The sequence below is a fragment of the Kitasatospora sp. A2-31 genome (genome assembly GCF_022288725.1).
Lineage (GTDB): Bacteria > Actinomycetota > Actinomycetes > Streptomycetales > Streptomycetaceae > Kitasatospora.
In genome coordinates this window covers 5,699-23,691 of sequence record NZ_JAKNTA010000020.1, presented here as the reverse complement: position 1 = coordinate 23,691, position 17,993 = coordinate 5,699, and the positions used below count along the sequence as shown (strand labels likewise).

General features: G+C 72.0%; 20 protein-coding genes. 6 read left to right on the top strand and 14 right to left on the bottom strand.

Annotated features, from left to right (window positions below; translation table 11 throughout):
• The 5 genes from MCM47_RS35020 to MCM47_RS35000 all read right to left on the bottom strand — a co-directional run.
• A partial coding sequence (locus MCM47_RS35020; protein WP_238951041.1) for a transposase occupies positions 1 to 489 on the bottom strand: 489 nt, incomplete at its 3' end.
• Between the two features lie 139 nt (positions 490 to 628).
• Entirely contained in the window at positions 629 to 1,231 is a 603-nt protein-coding gene (locus MCM47_RS35015) for a malonic semialdehyde reductase (RefSeq protein ID WP_238951039.1), read from the bottom strand.
• Positions 1,232 to 1,383: 152 nt separating this feature from the next.
• Positions 1,384 to 1,635 carry an exodeoxyribonuclease VII small subunit gene (locus MCM47_RS35010; RefSeq protein ID WP_238951037.1) on the bottom strand — a complete coding sequence of 84 codons (252 nt, stop codon included), beginning with the start codon at positions 1,633 to 1,635 and terminating at the stop codon, positions 1,384 to 1,386.
• Between the two features lie 50 nt (positions 1,636 to 1,685).
• Positions 1,686 to 2,903: an exodeoxyribonuclease VII large subunit gene (gene xseA, locus MCM47_RS35005; RefSeq protein ID WP_238951034.1), complete on the bottom strand. Its 1,218-nt coding sequence runs from the start codon at positions 2,901 to 2,903 to the stop codon at positions 1,686 to 1,688.
• Positions 2,904 to 2,913: 10 nt separating this feature from the next.
• Positions 2,914 to 4,257 (bottom strand): APC family permease, encoded by a 1,344-nt coding sequence (locus MCM47_RS35000; protein WP_238951032.1) that lies wholly within the window; start codon positions 4,255 to 4,257, stop codon positions 2,914 to 2,916.
• Positions 4,258 to 4,344: 87 nt separating this feature from the next.
• On the opposite strand from MCM47_RS35000, the gene MCM47_RS34995 reads away from it, so the two are divergent.
• Together MCM47_RS34995 and ppgK are read left to right on the top strand one after the other, a co-directional pair.
• Positions 4,345 to 5,319 carry a 4-hydroxy-3-methylbut-2-enyl diphosphate reductase gene (locus MCM47_RS34995; protein ID WP_238951030.1) on the top strand — a complete coding sequence of 325 codons (975 nt, stop codon included), beginning with the start codon at positions 4,345 to 4,347 and terminating at the stop codon, positions 5,317 to 5,319.
• Between the two features lie 156 nt (positions 5,320 to 5,475).
• Positions 5,476 to 6,222 carry a polyphosphate--glucose phosphotransferase gene (gene ppgK / locus MCM47_RS34990; protein ID WP_238951028.1) on the top strand — a complete coding sequence of 249 codons (747 nt, stop codon included), beginning with the start codon at positions 5,476 to 5,478 and terminating at the stop codon, positions 6,220 to 6,222.
• Positions 6,223 to 6,293: 71 nt separating this feature from the next.
• Here the strand turns inward: ppgK and MCM47_RS34985 are convergent, their stop codons facing one another.
• Positions 6,294 to 6,962, bottom strand: a complete 669-nt coding sequence (locus MCM47_RS34985; RefSeq protein ID WP_238951027.1) for a DUF6542 domain-containing protein — start codon at positions 6,960 to 6,962, stop codon at positions 6,294 to 6,296.
• A gap of 445 nt (positions 6,963 to 7,407) precedes the next feature.
• Between MCM47_RS34985 and ychF the strand changes: the two genes are divergently transcribed.
• Positions 7,408 to 8,481, top strand: coding sequence for a redox-regulated ATPase YchF (ychF, locus tag MCM47_RS34980; protein WP_238951025.1), 1,074 nt, complete (start codon positions 7,408 to 7,410; stop codon positions 8,479 to 8,481).
• A gap of 108 nt (positions 8,482 to 8,589) precedes the next feature.
• On the opposite strand, the gene MCM47_RS42050 is transcribed toward ychF, so the two are convergent.
• From MCM47_RS42050 to MCM47_RS34970, 3 genes are read right to left on the bottom strand one after another with little or no spacing between them, the layout of a single operon-like run.
• Positions 8,590 to 8,871, bottom strand: coding sequence for a tyrosine-type recombinase/integrase (locus tag MCM47_RS42050; RefSeq protein ID WP_255753225.1), 282 nt, complete (start codon positions 8,869 to 8,871; stop codon positions 8,590 to 8,592).
• Positions 8,778 to 9,701 carry a tyrosine recombinase XerC gene (gene xerC, locus MCM47_RS42045; protein WP_255753224.1) on the bottom strand — a complete coding sequence of 308 codons (924 nt, stop codon included), beginning with the start codon at positions 9,699 to 9,701 and terminating at the stop codon, positions 8,778 to 8,780. Before xerC ends, MCM47_RS42050 begins: the two co-directional genes overlap by 94 nt.
• A 17-nt stretch (positions 9,702 to 9,718) precedes the next feature.
• Entirely contained in the window at positions 9,719 to 10,216 is a 498-nt protein-coding gene (locus MCM47_RS34970) for a helix-turn-helix transcriptional regulator (protein WP_238951023.1), read from the bottom strand.
• A 481-nt stretch (positions 10,217 to 10,697) separates the two neighbouring features.
• Here MCM47_RS34970 and MCM47_RS34965 point away from each other — a divergent pair, with 481 nt between their 5' ends.
• Positions 10,698 to 11,543 (top strand): DUF2637 domain-containing protein, encoded by an 846-nt coding sequence (locus MCM47_RS34965; protein WP_238951021.1) that lies wholly within the window; start codon positions 10,698 to 10,700, stop codon positions 11,541 to 11,543.
• Positions 11,544 to 11,835: 292 nt separating this feature from the next.
• On the opposite strand, the gene MCM47_RS34960 is transcribed toward MCM47_RS34965, so the two are convergent.
• Genes MCM47_RS34960 through MCM47_RS34950 form a run of 3 tightly spaced genes read right to left on the bottom strand, consistent with a single transcriptional unit; the run spans position 11,836 to position 14,388 of the window.
• Entirely contained in the window at positions 11,836 to 12,456 is a 621-nt protein-coding gene (locus MCM47_RS34960; RefSeq protein ID WP_238951020.1) for a C39 family peptidase, read from the bottom strand.
• Complete coding sequence (locus tag MCM47_RS34955) at positions 12,449 to 13,447, bottom strand: threonine/serine dehydratase (RefSeq protein WP_238951018.1); 999 nt, start codon at positions 13,445 to 13,447, stop codon at positions 12,449 to 12,451. Before MCM47_RS34955 ends, MCM47_RS34960 begins: the two co-directional genes overlap by 8 nt.
• Positions 13,444 to 14,388, bottom strand: a complete 945-nt coding sequence (locus MCM47_RS34950; RefSeq protein WP_238951016.1) for a D-alanine--D-alanine ligase — start codon at positions 14,386 to 14,388, stop codon at positions 13,444 to 13,446. The genes MCM47_RS34955 and MCM47_RS34950 overlap by 4 nt, the downstream gene beginning before the upstream one ends.
• Before the next feature lie 128 nt (positions 14,389 to 14,516).
• On the opposite strand from MCM47_RS34950, the gene murF reads away from it, so the two are divergent.
• A complete protein-coding gene (gene murF, locus MCM47_RS34945; RefSeq protein WP_238951013.1) occupies positions 14,517 to 15,914 on the top strand; it encodes a UDP-N-acetylmuramoyl-tripeptide--D-alanyl-D-alanine ligase in 1,398 nt (465 codons plus the stop codon).
• Here murF and murC read toward each other — a convergent pair whose 3' ends face one another.
• The gene (gene murC / locus MCM47_RS34940) at positions 15,915 to 17,342 is read right to left on the bottom strand and encodes a UDP-N-acetylmuramate--L-alanine ligase (protein WP_238951011.1); all 1,428 of its coding nucleotides are present in this window, start codon (positions 17,340 to 17,342) and stop codon (positions 15,915 to 15,917) included. It abuts the gene before it with no gap.
• Between the two features lie 54 nt (positions 17,343 to 17,396).
• Positions 17,397 to 17,588: a hypothetical protein gene (locus MCM47_RS34935; protein ID WP_238951009.1), complete on the bottom strand. Its 192-nt coding sequence runs from the start codon at positions 17,586 to 17,588 to the stop codon at positions 17,397 to 17,399.
• Positions 17,589 to 17,748: 160 nt separating this feature from the next.
• On the opposite strand from MCM47_RS34935, the gene MCM47_RS34930 reads away from it, so the two are divergent.
• On the top strand, positions 17,749 to 17,993 hold a 245-nt coding region (locus MCM47_RS34930), incomplete at its 3' end, for a helix-turn-helix domain-containing protein (protein ID WP_238951007.1).

Sequence of the window (17,993 nt, the reverse complement as noted above, 5' to 3'; positions counted from 1 at the left end):
GACCAGCTCCAGAAAGCACAGCTCACGGGCTGCCGACAGCACATGCGTGGAGTCGGTGCGGGCCCGGCCCGCCGTCTTCAGCAGGCCCTTGTCCCGGGCCGCGACCAGGACGGCGTCCAGCACCCGCCGCCCGGCGTCCGCCTCGACCAGACGGTCCCGGAACTCCGACAGCACCGAGAAGTCGAAGCCCGGATCGCCGAGCTCCAGCCCGAGGGCGTACTTGAAGTCGATCCGGGCCCGGACCGCCTCCGCGGCCTGCCGGTCGGTCAGCCCCTCGACGAACTGCAGCACCAGCACCAACGCCAGCCGGCCCGGCGACCACGCCGGTTTGCCCCGCACCGCGAACAGGTCGGCGAACTGGTCATCCGTGAACAGCACCCCCAGCTCGTCCCGGATCCGAATCGCCAGGCTGCCCTTCGGGAACGCCGCCCGAGCCACCCGCACCGTCTCCACCGGAACCTCACCCGGCCCGTCCGCACGCATCGACACCACACACCCCCACAACAAGGAACGCCGGTCTCCGAGACAAGTCTCGGAGACCGGCGTCACACACCGCAGGCGATCAGCCACAATTCACCAACAGCGTCCGGTCGGAACCGGTGCGGGGCCCTTCGCCGTGCCGGGAGGCTCAGACGGTGGTGACGACCTCGTCGTAGGCCAGGCGCGGCGAACGCGGGAACCAGGCGTCCTCGCCCGGCTTGCCGATGTTCACCACGGCCAGCACCGAGTGCTCGCCGTCGGCGAAGAACTCCTTGTTGATGCCCGCGGCGTTGAAGCCGGTCATCGGGCCGGCGGCCAGGCCCGCGGCGCGGACGCCGACGATGAAGTAGCCGGCCTGCAGGGCGCCGTTCAGGGTCGCGGTGGACTCGCGGACCGGGCGCTCGGTGAAGAAGAGGTCCTTCGCCTGCGGGAAGTGCGGCAGCTGGGTGGGCAGCTCCTCGTGGAACTCGTTGTCCACGGCCAGGATCGCGACCAGCGGGGCCGAGAGGGTCTTGGCCTTGTTGCCGTCCATCATGTGCTCGACGAGGCGCTCGCGGGCCTCGGCGGAGCGGACGAGGACGACGCGCAGCGGCTGCGCGTTGAACGCGGTCGGGCCGTACTTCACCAGGTCGTAGATGGCCTGGATCTGCTCCTCGGTCACCGGCTCGTCGGAGAAGGTGTTGGCGGTACGGGCCTCGCGGAAGAGCAGGTCCTGAGCGGCGGCGTCCAGTACCAGAGCGTCGGTGGTCATGCTTCTCTACACCTCAAGAGTGACGGGGACGGGGTTCGTCGGTCCGACCGGCCGCGGCCGATCACACGTGCACAACATGAGTGAAGATTCAACTGTTCCCGGGCGTCAATGTGAGCTGCGTCACCGGAGCCCTGACCTGGGCTGACGCATCGTCAGCCGCTCTCGGGGGCGCCTTCCTCGGCGGCCAGCGCCGCGTCCAGCCGGGCCCGGGCACCGTCCAGCCACCGCTGGCAGACCTTCGCCAGCTGCTCCCCGCGCTCCCACAGCGCCAGCGACTCCTCCAGCGAGGTGCCGCCGTTCTCCAGCTGCCGCACCACCTCCAGCAGCGCGTCCCGGGCGTGCTCGTACCCGAGCGCGTCGTCCGGCGTCCGCGGCGCCGCCTCCACCTGCTCCTGCTCTGCCATGGGTGCCAGCGTAGGGGCTGGCACCGACACCGCGCCGCCGTTCCGCCCGGCTACTCGGCGGCGTCGGCCACCGTGACGGAGAAGCCGCCGCCCGCCACCCGGGCGTGCAGCGCGTCCCCCGCCGCGACCTGGGCCGGGTCGGTCACCACCGCGCCGTCCGCCCGCTGGAGCACCGCGTAGCCACGCTCCAGGGTCGCCGCGGGGGAGAGCGCGACCACCCGGGCCAGCGTGTGCCCGAGGTCGCTCTGCGCGTGGTCCAGCCGGTGCCCGAGGGTCCGCCGGGCCCGCTCCAGGAGGGCCGCGACCTCCTGGCCGCGCCCGTCCAGCATCCGGTGCGGCACGGCCAGCGCCGGGCGGCTGCGCACGCCGTCCAGCCCGTGCTGCTCCCGGTCGACGCGCCCGAGGACGTGCCGGCGGGCGCGGTCGCGCAGGTTCCGCACCTTCGCCAGCTCCTCGCCGACGTCCGGCACCACCCGTTTGGCGGCGTCGGTCGGGGTGGAGGCGCGCAGATCGGCGACGAAGTCGAGCAGCGGCTGGTCCGGCTCGTGCCCGATCGCGCTGACCACCGGCGTCCGCGCCGCCGCGACCAGCCGCACGAGGCCCTCGTCCGAGAACGGCAGCAGGTCCTCCACGCTGCCGCCGCCCCGGGCGACGATGATCACGTCCACCTCGGGGTGCTCGTCCAGCTCCTGCACGGCCTCGCTCACCCGCTCCACCGCGCTGACGCCCTGCACCGGGACGTTGCGCACCTCGAAGCAGACCGCCGGCCAGCGCCGCCGGGCGTTCTCCAGCACGTCCCGCTCGGCCGCCGAGCCGCGCCCGGTGACCAGGCCGATGCACTGCGGCAGGAACGGCAGGGGCTTCTTCCGTTCGGCTGCGAACAGCCCCTCGCCGGCCAGCCGCCGCTTCAACTGCTCCAGCCGGGCCAGCAGCTCGCCCAGCCCGACCATCCGGATCTCCGCCGCCCGCAGCGAGAGCTGCCCGCGCGCCGCGTACCACTCCGGCTTGGCGTGCACGACGACGCGCGAGCCCTCCTGCACCACGTCCGCGACCCGGTCGAAGACCGAGCGGAAGCAGGTCACCGTGAGCGAGACGTCCGCCTGCGGATCGCGCAGCGTCAGGAACACCACGCCCGCGCCCGGCCGCCGGCTGAGCTGGGTGATCTGACCCTCCACCCAGACCGCGCCGAGCCGGTCGATCCAGCCGCCGATCAACGCGGAGACCTTGCCGACCGGGAGCGGGGCTTCGGGGGAGCTGGTGTTGGCCATGCGTACGAGGCTATCGGCGGATGCCGACAGCGGAGGCCCCCTGGACGAGCAGGACGACGACTCCCGCGGCCAGCCAGACCAGTCCGGCGATCTGCGCCGTGTGCGAGGCCTCGTAGACCACCGCCCCGATCACCGCGATGCCCAGCACCGGCAGCACCAGGTGCCCCAGCCGGTTGCGGGAGTGGTGCTTGACCGCGTACCAGCCGACCACCGAGGCGTGCAGCAGCGCGAAGGCGGTCAGCGCGCCGATGTTGACCACCGAGGTCAGCCGGTCGAGGCCGTCGTCCCGCTCGGCAGCCCAGACCGCCGCGGCCATCGTGATCACCGCCGCCGCCAGCAGCGCCCGGCGCGGCACCGCCGAGGCCGGGTCGACGGTGCCGAGGACCCGCGGCAGCCGCCCGTCCCGGGCCATCGCGTACAGCAGCCGCCCGGCCGCGGCCTGGCCGGCGAGCGCGGCGAAGGCGGCGCCGATCGCCTTGCTCGCCGCCACCAGCACGTGCAGCCAGTGCCCGACGGACACCTCCACCGTGTCGTAGAACGCCGAGCCCTGGGCGGCCGGGTCGGCGGCCAGTTCCCGCGGCGTCGCCGGCTCCAGCAGCGCGGCCAGGTAGGTCTGCGTCACGAACAGCACACCGGCCAGCACGAGGCACCAGAGGACCGCCCGCGCCACCGCCGCCGAGGCGCCGACCGCCTCCTCGACGAAGGTGGCGATCGCGTCGAAGCCCAGGAAGGAGAGGACGGCCACGGAGACCGCCGAGAGCACCGCGGTCGTGGAGAAGCCTCCGACGGCGGTCAGCGGCGTGTCCCAGCCGCGCTGCGCGCCGTCCCGCACCAGCACCACCACCGCCGCCACCGTGAACACCGCCAGCACGGCGAGCTCCATCGCCAGCACGGCGAAGCCGACCGCGGCCGCCGTCCGCACCCCGGCCAGGTTGAGCGCGGTGGTCACCAGCACCGCCAGGGCCGTCCAGACCCAGCGCGACACGCCCGGGACCAGCGAGTGCAGCGCGATGCCCGAGAAGAGGTACGCCACCGCCGGGATCAGCAGGTAGTCGAGCATCGCCATCCACCCGGCGATGAAGCCGGGCCCCTCGCCCAGGCCGGCCCGCGCGTAGGCGAACACCGAGCCGGCCTGCGGCACCGCCCGCACCATCTGGGCGTACGACCAGGCGGTGAACCCCATCGCGACGGTCGCCGCCAGGTAGACCGCGGCCACCGCGCCGCGGCTCTTCGCGTCCAGCACGCCGAACACGCCGACCGGCGCCATCGGGGCGATGAACAGCAGCCCGTAGACCATCAGATCGCGCACGCCCAGGCTGCGCCGCAGGCCGCCGGTTTCGACTCGCTCGCTCATGGAGACCACGATCGAGCATCGGCGGTCGAATCCGGGCCCAAGGCGCCGCGAGTCGGCGCGGCCCGCCGCCGCCCGTACGATGGAGCCATGTCCAACACCACGCAGCGCCGTGTCCTGCTCGCCGCCCCCCGGGGCTACTGCGCGGGCGTCGACCGCGCCGTGATCGCCGTGGAGAAGGCCCTGGAGCAGTACGGGGCGCCGATCTACGTCCGCAAGCAGATCGTCCACAACAAGTACGTGGTGCAGACCCTGGAGAAGAAGGGCGCGATCTTCGTCGACGAGACGGAGGAGGTGCCCGAGGGCTCGATCGTGGTGTTCTCGGCCCACGGCGTCGCGCCCTCCGTCCACGACGAGGCCAAGGCCGGCAAGCTCGCCACCATCGACGCCACCTGCCCGCTGGTGACCAAGGTGCACAAGGAGGCCGTGCGCTTCGCCGACGAGGGCTTCGACATCCTGCTGGTCGGCCACGAGGGCCACGAGGAGGTCATCGGCACCATGGGCGAGGCGCCGGACCGGATCCACCTGGTGGACGGGGCCGAGGACGTCGCCCAGGTGCAGGTCCGCGACGAGTCCAAGGTCGTCTGGCTCTCCCAGACCACGCTCTCGGTGGACGAGACCATGGCCACCGTCGGCGAGCTGAAGAAGCGCTTCCCGCTGCTGGTCAGCCCGCCCAGCGACGACATCTGCTACGCCACCCAGAACCGCCAGGTCGCCGTCAAGCAGATGGCGCCCGAGACGGACCTGCTGATCGTGGTCGGCTCCAAGAACTCCTCCAACTCCGTCCGCCTGGTCGAGGTCGGCCTGGAGTACGGCGCCAAGGCCGCCCACCTGGTGGACTTCGCCGAGGAGATCCAGGAGTCCTGGCTGGAGGGCGTCACCACGGTCGGCCTGACCAGCGGCGCCTCGGTGCCGGAGATCCTGGTCGAGGGCGTCCTGGAGTGGCTGGCCGCACGCGGCTACGGCGACGTGTCGACCGTGAAGACCGCCGAGGAGCACCTGACCTTCTCGCTGCCCAAGGAGCTCCGCCGCGACCTGCGCGCCGAGGCCGCCGGCAAGCTCTGACCCCGGCACCGAGGACCCGGCACCCCGCCACGGGGTGCCGGGTCCTCCGCTGTGCGCGCCCGGGCGGGCTCTCGTAGCTTGGTGCAGAGGTATGCACAGGCTGTGGACAACCCGGCCTGCGGTCGTGGACAGCGGAGTCGGCGGAGGGCGGTCGTCATGACGGCGGTATTCGGTGTGGACATCGGCGGGTCGGGCATCAAGGGTGCCCCCGTCGACCTCGGCCGGGGCGTGCTCGCCCAGGAGCGGTTCAAGGTCCTCACCCCGAAGCCCTCCGCACCGGAGGCCGTGGTCGCCGCCGTCCGCGAGGTGGTCCGGCACTTCGGCCACCAGGGCCCGGTGGGCCTGACCTTCCCCGGCGTGGTGGTGAACGGCCGGACCAGGACCGCCGCCCACGTCGACAAGGGCTGGATCGGCCTGGACGCCGAGGGCCTGTTCAGAGAGGCGCTCGACCTGCCGGCCACCGTGCTCAACGACGCCGACGCCGCCGGGCTGGCCGAGCTGACCCACGGCGCCGGCCGCGGCCGGCCGGGCGTGGTGCTGGTGCTCACCTTCGGCACGGGCATCGGCAGCGCCCTGTTCGTGGACGGCGCGCTGGTGCCCAACACCGAACTGGGCCACCTGGAGCTGCGGGGCAAGGACGCCGAGCGGCGGGCCTCCTCGGCGGCCAAGGAGCGGCACGGGCTGAGCTGGGCGGAGTGGGCCGGGCGGGTCGACGAGTACCTCGACCTGGTGGAGATGCTCTTCTCGCCGCAGCTGATCGTGATCGGCGGCGGGGTGAGCCGCAAGCACGAGAAGTTCCTGCCGCTGCTGCGCGCGCGGGGGGCGCAGGTCGTCCCGGCGGAGCTGCGCAACGACGCCGGGATCGTCGGAGCGGCGATGGCGGCGGCCCGGGTCGCCGGCTGATCACGTCGCCGGGAGGGGCCGGGCGGGTACGGGAGAGGGTGCGACAGGCGGGGCGGCCGGTCGGCCGCCCCTCAACGCGTCCGGTGGATCCGCTTCTGGGCGACGAACCGGGCCAGCACGATCACCGCGGCCAGACCGGTGCCGGAGAACAGCCAGCCGGCCCGCAGCGCCAGGCCGGTCGCCAGCGCCACCACCTGGGCGGTTACCCCGGCGGAGGCGACCGGGCCGAACAGCAGCAGGGCGACGGCGAACGCGATCGGCCCGCTGATCGGTGCGGCCAGCAGGTCGGCGAAGCGCACCCGGACGGCCAGCTGGAAGCAGACCACCAGGTAGCCGACGCCGAACAGCACCCCGAGCCCGCCGAAGAGCAGCCGGTCCAGGCCGGCCGCCGCGACGGTCGCGGCCATCGCGGCCACGCCGGTGCCGACCGCGGTCAGCCGGGTCGGCCGCCCGGTGCGCCGGCGCCCGTAGAGGCGGCCGTTCGGGCGGCCGTCACCGCGTTCGCCGGTGCGCTCGGGGGAGCGCGCGGCGAACGGCAGGTGCAGCCGCGGCCGGGCGGCGCCGGAGCGGCCGCGGTCGGTGGCGCCGGCCACCGGGCGCAGCCGGGAGGCGGGGGCGGCCGCCCCGACCGGCCCGGCGGTCTCGGGGGCCCGTCCGGGGCCGGGGACGGCGGCCCCGGACGCGCCGTTCGGCGGTCGGCGTCTGGGCCCTGGCGGCTGGGTTCGGATGCTCTGCTCCACCCACCCAACGTACGGTCCGATCATCGCCACACTGTGTAATGGACCTTCGGGAGCTTGCTCCGTGTCTTCGAACGGAGTACTGATGTGATCGTCGATCAACTCGTCCGGGGGGATGGCGCGGCGGCTGCCGGTTCCGCGGCGGCGGGGTCGAGGTGCACCCGGGCGCGGTGGCGCGGTGCCGCCCCTCCCGCAAGGGCCACCCCGGGATCCAGGTGCACGACATAACGCGCTCGCCGACCACCTGGCCGCCCACGGCCACCAGGTCGTCCGGGACGGCGAGCTGCCCGGCCGCCGCCGCTTGCACGGCCACGACCGGCCGGGCAACGGGCCGGAGTTCCCGGAGCCGCCACCGGTGGCGGCGGTCGCCTGACCGGCTGCCCGTAGACTGGGGGATCGGCCCTTACGGTGCCGACCCAACTCCTCCAAGCCCACGGGACTTCGCTTCATGTCGCTCACGATCGGAATCGTCGGCCTGCCGAACGTCGGCAAGTCGACCCTGTTCAACGCCCTGACCAAGAACGACGTGCTGGCGGCCAACTACCCGTTCGCCACCATCGAGCCGAACGTCGGCGTCGTCGGCGTCCCGGACGAGCGCCTCGCCAAGCTCGCCGAGATCTTCGGCTCGCAGCGCATCCTCCCGGCCACCGTCGACTTCGTCGACATCGCGGGCATCGTGCGCGGCGCCAGCGAGGGCGAGGGCCTGGGCAACAAGTTCCTGGCCAACATCCGCGAGTCGGACGCGATCTGCCAGGTCGTGCGCGCCTTCACCGACCCGGACGTGGTGCACGTGGACGGCAAGGTGTCGCCCAAAGACGACATCGAGACCATCCACACCGAGCTGATCCTGGCCGACCTCCAGACCATCGAGAAGGTGCTGCCCCGGCTCCAGAAGGAGGCGCGCCTGAAGAAGGACACCGCCCCCGTCCTGGCCGCCGCCGAGGCCGCCCAGGCGATCCTGGAGACCGGCAAGACGCTCTTCGAGGCCGGCTTCGACACCGCCCCGATCCGTGAGCTGCACCTGCTGACCGCCAAGCCCTTCCTCTACGTCTTCAACGTGGACGAGGACGAGCTGGCCGACGAGGACTTCAAGAACGCCCAGCGCGAGCTGGTCGCCCCCGCCGAGGCGATCTTCCTCAACGCCAAGATCGAGTCCGAGCTGATCGAGCTCGACGACGCCGAGGCGCTCGAGCTGCTCCAGTCGATGGGCCAGGAGGAGCCCGGCCTCGCCACCCTCGCCCGGGTCGGCTTCGACACCCTGGGCCTGCAGACCTACCTCACGGCCGGTCCCAAGGAGACCCGCGCCTGGACGATCAAGAAGGGCGCCACCGCCCCCGAGGCCGCCGGTGTGATCCACACCGACTTCCAGAAGGGCTTCATCAAGGCGGAGGTCATCTCCTTCCACGACCTGGTCGAGGCCGGCTCCATCGCCGAGGCCCGCAGCAAGGGCAAGGCCCGCATCGAGGGCAAGGAGTACGTCATGCAGGACGGCGACGTGGTGGAGTTCCGCTTCAACGTCTAGTCAAACTGCGGAAAGGCCGCCTGACCTGCGACGGAGCGGGTTGGGCGGCCTTTCGGTCCGCAGGGGGTCCGCAACCCTGCCGCCTCGGGCCAACGCAACCGGCGCCGGCTACGCCGCTTCGGCGTCCGGGAGGTCGCCTTGGTCCGCGCTGCCGTCGCCGGTGTACGCGCGGTCGACGGCGGCCCTGGTCCGCTCCTCCGAGTCGGGCCAGAGGTGGGTGTAGATGTTCAGCGTCATTGCGGCGTTGGTGTGCCCGAGCCGCTCGGAGACCGTCTTCACCGACTCGCCGTGCTTGATCAGCAGGCTCGCGTAGTGGTGCCGGAGCGCGTGCGGGCCGGTGCCCTTCGGTATGCCGGCCCGCTGGCAGGCGGGCCGCCACGAGCCGTCCATGAAGCCGGGCCGCCCTCGGGAGCCATGAAGAGCCAGCCCTCGGGGTCGGCGACCGGGAAGTCCCAGAGGTGCGCGGTTACAGCCTGGACGGCCATCCTCGGGAGGGGCACGGTCCTGTATGACCGCGTGGTCTTCGGCGGGCCGACGTAGACGCCGTGCTTGGCCGTCTGCTGGATCTGCTGCTCCACGGTGACGGTGGCGTGCAGCAGGTCGACGTGCCGGAGCTGGAGACCGAAGAGCTCGCCTGGCCGGAGTCCCGTGGCGGCACCCAGTAGGACGAGACCCCGGTAGCGGGCCGGGATCTTTGCCGACAGGTGACGGACCTGCTCCACCGACAGGGGCACGACCCGCTTGCGGGGGACGGCAGGCAGCTTGGCGCCCTCGCAGGGGTTGTGCGGGATCATGCGGTCGCGGACCGCCGCGCGGAAGACCGCGTTGACCGTGTTGAAGACGGTTCGGGTGGTGCTGGCCGCGAGGCCGCGGGTGGTCGTCAGGTCAGTCACCCACTTCTGGACGTCACCCGGTTTGATGGCGCCGAGAGCCCGCTTCTCCCAGACTGGGTAGACGTAGCAGCGCAGGTGCTGGGCCACGGCCTTGGCGGTTGAGGGTCGGTGGGGCTGACGAGTACGCCAGTCCTCGGCGTACTCCTTGAATGGCTTCTTGGCGGACCGGGGATCCACGTACTGGCCCGTGACCAGGCTCGCCGTGACCTCGTCGAGCCAGCGCTGGGCGTCGATCTTCCGGTCGAAGTGGCGAGCGTGCTCCTTGCCGTCCAGGTCCCGGTACCGGGCCCGCCACTTGCCGTTCGGTCGCTTCTGGATGTTCGCCAAGTCGGCTCTCCTCCGTGTCAGTAGTAGCCGCCCGTCTCGATGTATTCGGTCAGGGCGCGGGCATCGCGTTCCTCGCCCATGAGGCGGAGGCACTGCTCGTGGACGCCCTCGGAGCTGTTGGGGTGGGCTGCGATGTAGTCGACGGTGGCGACGACCGCGCGATGCAGGCGGTCCTGCGCTTCGCGGGTCTCATAGAACGCCTCGACCGCCTCCTGGACGATCCGTCTTCCCTCGATGTCGACGCCCGCCAGCGGGGGCGACATCAGTTTCTCCAGCGGCAGCTCGAAGACGCGGGCGAAGCCGAGGGCTTCGTCCAGGGTGATCTTGCGACGGGGGGCGCCGTTCTCGATGCGCCAGACCGCGGTCTGGTTCATTGGGACGCCGGCCCTGGTCATGCGAGCCGCCAACTCGGTGGTGCTCCACCCTCTGACCTCGCGTTCCAGCGCGATGCGCGCCGCCGCGTTGCCTTCGCTGTACAGCAGCGGGGTCTCGCCCCCGTTGGTCTCCCTGGACATGCCGCCTCCATCGCGCCTGGAAGGCCCCCGGCGAGTTCACCGACGCCTGGCGGCGCTACTGCCCTGCGGTCCACCCGATCACTCCGGCCAGCAGCGTGAGCTGACCGCCTTGCCCTGGCTGCCGCCCATGCCATCCCTGCCCTATCACCGCAGGTCACGCCCCATCAGGCCAAGACGGCAGACCGAACAGGACGGCCACTGGCCCGCCGCCGCACGGACCCGAGTGCGAGCGGCGGGCCGGGCCCGAGGCGGGATGCACAGCCGTCTCATGCCGTCCCAGCCGTCCCTGCCGTAAGAGCGCAGGTCAAAGGCCCTTCTGTGGGGACGGTTCACCGTCACAAGACGGAAGAGCTCCCGTACCGGACGCCGCCGGCCAAGCCGCGACCGCCCCTTGCTGTACCGCCCTGACCTGCGGATGCAACGGCAAGACGCCAAAGACGGAATTTCCACGAGCACCCCTCCACCGCAAGGACACGCCTACATGCCCACGACCCAGCCGGCCACCCACCCGACCGGCTCCGGCACTCTCGCCCGCACCACGGTCACCGTCGTGATGACGGTCATCGCCGGCCTCGCGTTCACCTTCTCCTTCGGCAACGTCTGGGGCCTCGCTTTGCGACTCGGCGTCCCGCACCCAGTTGCGCCGTTGATCGCCCCCATGGTCGACCTGTCTGTGCTCGGTCTTCTGATCGCTCTGCACCACCTCTCCACCAGTGGCGTCGACCCCGCCCAGCTCCGCTCCGCCGCCCACCTGATGCATCTGTGTGGCGTACTCACCCTCGTCCTCAACACCGCCGAGCCCATCCTCGCCGGACACTACGGACGAGCCGCTCTCGACGCCGTTGCGCCTCTGCTCCTCCTCGGGTGGGGAGTTGTTGGCCCAGCACTGCTCCGCCAGCTCCACGCCCCGTCTTCCTCCACTACGGGGGTGGACACGGCGAGGCTTGCCCAGTCCGAGCCGGGCAATCCTTCCGCCGGTAACGAGGGCGACACTGAGCCGAATCGGGTGCGGGCTGCTGTCTCGGCGACAGAAGCCGAAGTGGCCCAGCCGCCCACCAGTCCCAGCCGGACCCCATCCGTGAGCAAGCAGCCGGCCGCTCCCCGCAAGCGCACAGGCCGCAGGCCGGCGGCCAGCATGGACGAACTGCGCGAGGTGGTTGGGCCTGCCGTCGCCGAGAAGGGGGCCACTCACGCAGTGATCAAGGAGGCAGTGCGCTGCGCTGGCCTATCGATCAGCAACGACCGCGCCGGCAAACTGCTGGAGCTCGTGAAGAACGAGCAGGCTGGCCAGCCAGAGGCAGTTCGGACGCATACCGCCGTCGGCTGACTGCGCCTCGACAACGCTCGCCCGGTTCCGCATCCGGAACCGGGCGAGCCGCATCTGGCGGTGCAGACTGGTCGTTCCGGAGCTCTGCATGCCGGTGCCGGGACTTCCGGAAATGGCCCCGGCAGAGCAAGTTGTGAGGTAAGCACTGCTTACCGACGTTCACCCTGAGGGGAGCAAGTTGTGGGGTAAGGAGTCCTTACCCCAGCTCGCCCCCCAGGGCTCCGTGTTGGCGGCGCAGGTCCCGGTGGGTCAGCCGCCAACACGGAGCCGGCCCAGGGGTGCCGAGGTGCTGTCAGACCCACATGGCGATGCCTCGATGAGCGGCGAAGGTATCGAAGCGGTCCAGCGGCAGAACGGCGTCGGCTGAATCAGCGGTGTGGCCCGAGGGGTTGCGGAACGAGACCTCGCCGTCCTGGTGGCCGGTGACGAGGACGAGGTGCCCGCCGCGTGCGGGTGCCGGGCGGTCGGGGCGGCGGATCTCCTTGTGGACGGAGGCCATCACGAGGTGGCCGAGATCGAGTTCGGCGAGGAGCCGGTCCGGGGCCAGGTCGGTGATGATCTCCGTCTTGAGCCCGTGGCGGGCGAGGGCGTACTCGGTGAACGGCTGGTAGTAGAGGCCGCCGACGCCGCCGTCCTCCTGCTGGACGTAGCCGCCGTAGGCCAAGCAGCCGTCCAGCAGGTCGAACAGGGTGGGTGCGTGGCCGTCGCGGGCGAACAGGGCCATCCGCAGGCAGGCCATGCCGCACAGGCGGGTGGACCAGTAGGCGTAGGTCTCCTTGTCAGGGGCGCCGGTGGTGGCCCAGTTGTCGTCGTCGCCGGGTGGGTGGCCTTCATAGGCGATGGCGTTGATCAGGCCCGGTGTGGCGTACTGGGTGATCAGCGGGATCGGGTGGCGCTTGGGGTGGTCAGGCAAGGGCTGGTTCCTTCCTGGGCGGTGGGGCGGCCACGAGGCGGTGGAAGGCGTCCAGGTCCACCGAGCCGCCGGAGAGGATCGCGCCGACGGGGCCGGGCGGCAGGTCGAGGCCGGCCAGGGCCGCGAGCGCGACGGCTCCGGAGGGTTCGGTCACCACCTTGAGGTGCTTGAACGCCCAGCCCATAGCCTGCACGATCTGGGCGTCCGTCACGGTGATGACGCCGTCGAGCAGGGTCTTGTTGATCTCCCAGGGCATGGCGGCCGGGCTGACGTGGCGGAGCCCGTCCGCGACGGTGTCGGGCACGGCGGGCAGTTCGGTGATCTGCCCGGCGTGCAGGGAGGCGGCGGTGTCGGCGGCAGCCGCGGGCTCCACGCCGATCACCTTGATGTGCGGGTTGATGTGCTTGGCCGCGACCGCGGTGCCGGCGGCGAGCCCGCCGCCGCCGACGGGCACCAGGATCGCGGTCAACACCGGAGCCTGCCAGAGCAGTTCCAGCGCGGCCGTGCCCGCCCCGGCCATCACCGCCTGGGCGTCGGCGGACGGCACGACGGCGAGCCCTTGGTCGACGGCCAGTTGGGCGACGATCTCGTCGCGGTCGTCGCGCTGCCGGTGGTAGGCGACGATACTGGCGCCCAGCGTCCGGGCCCCGTCCACCTTTCCCTTCGGGGCGTCGTGGGGGACGACCACGGTGACGGGGACGGACAGCAGTCGGCCGGTCAGCGCGAGTGCCTGGGCGTGGTTGCCGGACGACGCGCCGATCACGCCGTGGCGCCGCTCGCGCGGGCTGAGGGCGGCGACGGCGTTGTACGCGCCGCGGAACTTGAACGAGCCGGCCCGCTGGAGGGCCTCGGCCTTGCAGACGACGCTTCGTCCGGCGATCTCGTCCAGCGCCAGGTGGGAGAGTGCGGGCGTGGAGGCGGCGACCCCGCGCAGGCGACGCTGGGCGTCGTAGATGTCGTCCGCCGACAGCGGCAGGGCAGCGGCGCTCACGGGCGGTACCCGTCGGCGTGGACGGTGGCGAGGATGGTCTCGATGAGGCGGTCGTAGCTGATGCCGGCGGCTGCGGCCATGGTGGCGAGGTTGCCGTGCGGGGAGAGGCCGGGCAGCGTGTTGATCTCCAGCCAGTGGACCTCGCCGGTCGGGGTGACGAGGAAGTCCGAGCGCGAGTAGCCCGAGCAGTTCAGTACCTGGTGGGCCCGGACGGCCGAGCGGGAGATGGTGTCGAGGGCGGCGTCCGGGAGCTGGGCGGGGCAGCGGTAGCGGTGGCCGGCCGGGTTGCGCTTGGCCTTGTAGTCGTAGAACTCGGCGGTGGTGGGGACGGTCTCCAGCGGCGGGAGCGTGACGAGCGCGCCGTCCTGCTCCAGCACGCCGCAGGTGACGGCGGTGCCCTCCTTGAACGGCTCGATGAACCACTCGCCGCCTCGGGTGTCGTGGGTGAGCGTGGTGGTGAGCGAGTTAAGGTCGCGGAAGACCCGCATGCCGATGGAGCCGCCCTCGGAGGTGGGCTTGAGGATGACCGGCAGGCCGAACTCGTCGGTGCAGGCCCTGGCGACCTCCTCCGGGTCCTCGGTACCGCGCAGCGGGAGGTGTGGGAGCACGGTGACACCGCCGGCGAGGGCGAGGGTCTTCGCGGTGGGCTTGTGCATGGCCACCGCGCTGGCCAGTACCCCGGAGCCGGTGTAGGGGACGCCGAGGCTGTCGAGGAGGCCCTGCAGCTTGCCGTCCTCGGCCCACTGGCCAGCGATGGCGAGGAACGCGATGTCGGCCTCGCGGACGCGGTCGGCGAAGTCCTTGTCGGTGGGGTCGAGCACGAAGTGCGGCAGGCCCTGGCGGACCAGCGACTCGCGAACGGCCTCGCCGGAGATCAGCGAGCGGTCGCGCTCGCCCGAGCGGCCACCGGTGACGAGGGCGATACGGGATGCGTCAGACATACTCATCTTCCTTTTGTCACAGTCTGGTTCGGAATGCGTAGGGCTGCGTGTCGGATGCCGGGGAGCCGCTAGCGTCGATGGCAGGCCGCCTCGAAGCCGGGCGGGTGCGTCGATGGATCGGAGCCACCGTGGTCCCCATGACCCTGCAAGAGATCGCCGAGGCTGTTGGGGGCGCTCTGCACGACGCGCCCCATCCGGGCGCCGTGGTGGACCGTCCCGGGGTCATCGACTCCCGGCTCGTGGAGCCAGGTGCGCTGTTCATCGCGCTGGCGGGCGAGCACACGGACGGGCACCGGTTCGCCGAGGCCGCAGTCCGCGCCGGGGCGACGGGCGTGCTGGCCGTCCGGCCGGTCGGGGTGCCGGCGGTCGTGGTGCCGGACGTCCAGGACGCGATGGGGGCGCTGGCGCGCGCTGTGCTCGGCCGGCTGAACGCGCCGACGGTCATCGGGTTGACCGGTTCGGCCGGGAAGACCAGCACCAAGGACCTGCTGGCCCAGGTGCTGCAGACCATGGACACCACGGTGGCCACGCCGCTGTCGTTCAACGGCGAGATCGGCCTGCCGCTGACCGTCTTCCGTGCCGACGAGAGCACTCGCCTGCTGGTGCTGGAGATGGGCTCGCGCGGCGCGGGGCACATCAAGTACCTGACGGGGATCGTCCCGCCGAAGGTCGGCCTGGTGCTGAACGTCGGGACCGCGCACGTGGGCGAGTTCGGCGGCGGGAAGGAGTCGATCGCCACCGCGAAGGGCGAACTCGTCGAGGCCCTGCCCACCGACGGCCTGGCAGTGCTGAACGCCGACGACCCGTACGTCATGTCGATGGCGCCGCGTACGGTCGCGCCGGTCCTGACGTTCGGGGTGGAGGCCGGGGACGTCCGGGCCGTCGACATCGAGCTGGACGCCGCTGGCCGCCCTTCGTTCAACCTCACATACCGGGGCGAGATCGCCCCCGTGAAGCTCGGGCTGCACGGCGCCCACCACGTGTCCAACGTGACGGCCGCCGCCGCGGTGGCGATCGGCCTGGGCGCGAGCGTGCAGCAGGTCGCAGAGGCGCTGACCGGCGCCCGGCAGCTGACGCCGGGCCGGATGGACGTCACCGAGCGGCCGGACGGCGTGACGGTGATCAACGATGCCTTCAACGCGAACCCCGATTCGATGGCCGTCGCCTTTGCCGCACTTACGGCCATGGCTGGCGGCGGGCGGAGGACGGTGGCGGTGCTGGGCGAGATGCGAGAGCTGGGCGAGGAGTCCGAGACCCACCACGCTGAGCTGGGCCGCCTCGTCGCCCGCACCGGGATCACCGACCTGATCGCGGTCGGCGGCCGAGAAGCCGCGCTGGTGCACAGCTCGGCTGTCGAGGGCGGCGTCAACGGCACGCTGGTGCCCGACCGCGACGCCGCCCTCGACCTGCTGCTGACCTACCTCAGGCCCGGAGACGTGGTGCTGGTGAAGGGCTCCCACAGCGTCGGGCTGGAGGACACCGCGATTCGCCTCGCCAAGCCCGACGCCGTGGACGCCTCACGCTGACTACGCGGCCGGGGCCGCCACCGGGGCCTCGGCCAGCCGCAGCAGGACCGCCCGCCCGACGCGGCCGGCGGTCCCGGTGCCCATCGTCACCACCAGGTCGACGGGCTCGACCAACTCGGCGACCACATCCGCCACGTCTCGCCCGTCGCTCGCGCTGTGGGCCCGGCCGCCGCAGGCGGCGACTTGCGCGGCCATCGGCGCGGTGCTGATCCCGGTGAGCGGGGACTCGACCGAGGCGTGGACGTCGAGGAGGACGACCTCGTCGGCCGCCGCGAGCCGGCGGCCCATCTCCTCGCCCAGGGCGGCGGTGCGGGTCCAGCCGGTCGGCTCGAACACCGCGATCACCCGGCCCTCGGTGAGCATCCGGGCAGTGGCCAGGTCGGCGGTGATCTCGCTCGGGTGGTGGGCGTAGGAGTCCAGTACCGTCACCCCGGCGTGGCGGCCCGTGATGGTGAGCCGGCGCTTGATGCCCTGGAAGGCGGTGATGCCGTTCACCAGGTCCGCGGGCTCCGCCCCGAGCGCCCGGCCGGCGGCGAACGCGGCGGCCGCGTTCAGGGCGTTGTGACGGCCGGGGACGGCCAGGGTGAACTCGTGCCACGACCCGTCCGTGTCCTGCACGGTGACGTGGCTCGCCGCCCCGTCCCACAGGACACGCAACACCCGCATATCCGCGTCCTTGGCCTCGCCGACGGTGATGACGCGCGGGCCGGGTGCCGCCTGCAGGCGCTCGGTCAGCAGCCGGGCGCCCTGGTCGTCGGAGGAGACGACCAGCACGGAGCTGTTGCGGGCCAGGCGCTCGAAGACGTCCAGGACGTCGTTCAGGTCGACGTACTGCTCGGGGTGGTCGTCGTCCACGTTCAGGACGACGGAGACCTGCGGGTGGTAGCGGCCCGCGGTGCGGTCGCTCTCGTCGGCCTCGGCGATCAGCAGGCCGCCGAGGCCCTGGTAGGCGTTGGGGCGGCCGACGGGGGTGCCGCCAATGGCGTACGACGGGTCGAGATGGACCAGCGCGGCACTGAGGATGCCGGTGGTCATGGTCTTGCCGTGGGTACCCGCCACGGCGACCGACTGCTCGGCGGTGGCGATCAGGTGGGCGAGCACGTCCGATCGGTGCACGACCGGGATTCCGGCCCGGCGGGCGGCGGCGACCTCGGGGTTGCTCGGGGTCACCGCGCTGGACCACACGAGGACGGTGGCGTCGGCGGGCAGGTTGCCGGCGGTGTGGCCGATGGCGACGGCGGCGCCGGCGTCCTCCAGCTCGCGCAGGGCGGCGGTGTCGCCGGTGTCCGAGCCGGAGACCCGGCTGCCGCTCTCCAGCAGCAGGCGGGCCACCGCCGACATGCCGGTGCCGCCGATGCCCACGAAGTGCGGGCGGGCGAGGTCGATGGGCCCGTCGTGGACGGGGACGATCACGTTCCTGGTTTCCATGCTGTGCGCTCCAATTCGGAGTCCAGCCCGTGGTGGGCGATGGGTGGAAGGGCGCTACGCGAAGGTGCCGTCGTCCGGCGCCGAGTTGGCCGCCGGGCGAGCACCGAGTCGGGCCGTGTCGAAGTGGTCCTGCACGATGACGCCGAGCAGGATGATCACCGCGGCGTTGCCGACCGCCCACAGGCCGCCGAGGAACGCGCCGACCGGATCGCGGTGCTGACCTCGACGGCGGGACGACTCGTGCACGGCTAACTCCTCACGGCAGGAGGGATGATGGGGAGCTCTTGCTGACCGGGCGCTCGAAGTGCGTGCCCGATGAGGTAATGACAGCCGCAGGCCGGACCGTGACGGGATGGTGAGCTAAGGTCACTCACGGTTCATTTATCACTCACTGGGGGCGGAGCGGATGGAGACGCAGGCGGACCAGGAGACGGCCGACCAGACGATGGAGGCGTTCGCCGCCGAAGTCGCCCACTGGCGCGAGGTCCGCAGCCTGTCGAAGCGCGCGCTGGCGCGGAAGATGGGCTTCGACCCGTCCTACGTCAGCCACATGGAGGCCGGCCGCCACAAGCCGACCGAGGAGTTCGCCCGCCTCGCCGACGAGATCCTCAACGCCGGGAAGGCCATCTGGCGACGCTGGCTCGACTACGA

Coding starts and splice junctions, on each gene's coding strand:
- MCM47_RS35015 (WP_238951039.1), bottom strand. CDS start 1,231: ATGACCACCGACGCTCTGGTACTGGACGCCGCCGCTCAGGACCTGCTC.
- MCM47_RS35010 (WP_238951037.1), bottom strand. CDS start 1,635: ATGGCAGAGCAGGAGCAGGTGGAGGCGGCGCCGCGGACGCCGGACGAC.
- xseA (WP_238951034.1), bottom strand. CDS start 2,903: ATGGCCAACACCAGCTCCCCCGAAGCCCCGCTCCCGGTCGGCAAGGTC.
- MCM47_RS35000 (WP_238951032.1), bottom strand. CDS start 4,257: ATGAGCGAGCGAGTCGAAACCGGCGGCCTGCGGCGCAGCCTGGGCGTG.
- MCM47_RS34995 (WP_238951030.1), top strand. CDS start 4,345: ATGTCCAACACCACGCAGCGCCGTGTCCTGCTCGCCGCCCCCCGGGGC.
- ppgK (WP_238951028.1), top strand. CDS start 5,476: ATGACGGCGGTATTCGGTGTGGACATCGGCGGGTCGGGCATCAAGGGT.
- ychF (WP_238951025.1), top strand. CDS start 7,408: ATGTCGCTCACGATCGGAATCGTCGGCCTGCCGAACGTCGGCAAGTCG.
- MCM47_RS42050 (WP_255753225.1), bottom strand. CDS start 8,871: ATGGACGGCTCGTGGCGGCCCGCCTGCCAGCGGGCCGGCATACCGAAG.
- MCM47_RS34970 (WP_238951023.1), bottom strand. CDS start 10,216: ATGTCCAGGGAGACCAACGGGGGCGAGACCCCGCTGCTGTACAGCGAA.
- MCM47_RS34965 (WP_238951021.1), top strand. CDS start 10,698: ATGCCCACGACCCAGCCGGCCACCCACCCGACCGGCTCCGGCACTCTC.
- MCM47_RS34950 (WP_238951016.1), bottom strand. CDS start 14,388: ATGTCTGACGCATCCCGTATCGCCCTCGTCACCGGTGGCCGCTCGGGC.
- murC (WP_238951011.1), bottom strand. CDS start 17,342: ATGGAAACCAGGAACGTGATCGTCCCCGTCCACGACGGGCCCATCGAC.